Source organism: Paenibacillus sp. E194 (assembly GCF_000935845.1).
GTDB lineage: Bacteria > Bacillota > Bacilli > Paenibacillales > Paenibacillaceae > Paenibacillus_B > Paenibacillus_B alvei_B.
This window is the reverse complement of sequence record NZ_JMDX01000544.1, coordinates 1-625: the sequence shown is the minus strand read 5'-3', so window position 1 is coordinate 625 and position 625 is coordinate 1. Positions and strand designations below refer to the sequence as shown.

Sequence of the window (625 nt, the reverse complement as noted above, 5' to 3'; positions counted from 1 at the left end):
GGGCTTGGCGCATGCGTGGAAGCAGGCATACCAGTTGGATACGTTCCGGGTGAGCTTGCTGCAGCTGGCGAGCTTCTCGTTTGATGTATTTGCAGGAGATATGGCGCGGGCGCTGTTGTGGGGAGGACAGATGGTCATCTGTCCAAGCGACGTCAGAATGGATCCGGCATCGCTGTACGAGCGGATCCGCGAGTACGGCATCAATATCTTGGAGTCGACGCCGGCGCTGGTATTGCCGTTAATGCAGTATATCAAGGAGAACGATCTCGACATAAGCGGGATGAAGCTGCTCATTCTCGGATCGGACGTCTGCCCAGCCGGGGAATTCCGGAAGCTGGTTCGCCGCTTCGGATCGTCGATGCGCATTCTAAACAGCTACGGGGTTACCGAAGCGTGTATCGATTCCAGCTTCTATGAAGAAGCGGATGGGGCAGAACGGAGCCGCGGGAATGTTCCGATAGGCCATCCACTGCCGCATGTCCGCATGTACGTGGTCAATGAACGGATGCAACTGCAGCCGATCGGAGTGCCGGGGGAATTATGCATTGGCGGCATCGGGGTCGCCCGCGGGTATTTGGGTCGTCCGGAACTGAGCGCCGAGAAGTTCGTGGCGGATCCGTTCCAG

General features: G+C 58.1%; 1 protein-coding gene. It reads left to right on the top strand.

All coding sequences use genetic code 11. From position 1 onward, the window contains the following. Positions 1-625, top strand: a 625-nt coding sequence (locus AZ66_RS29470) for an AMP-binding protein (protein ID WP_044358232.1), incomplete at both ends; no start/stop codon positions are given.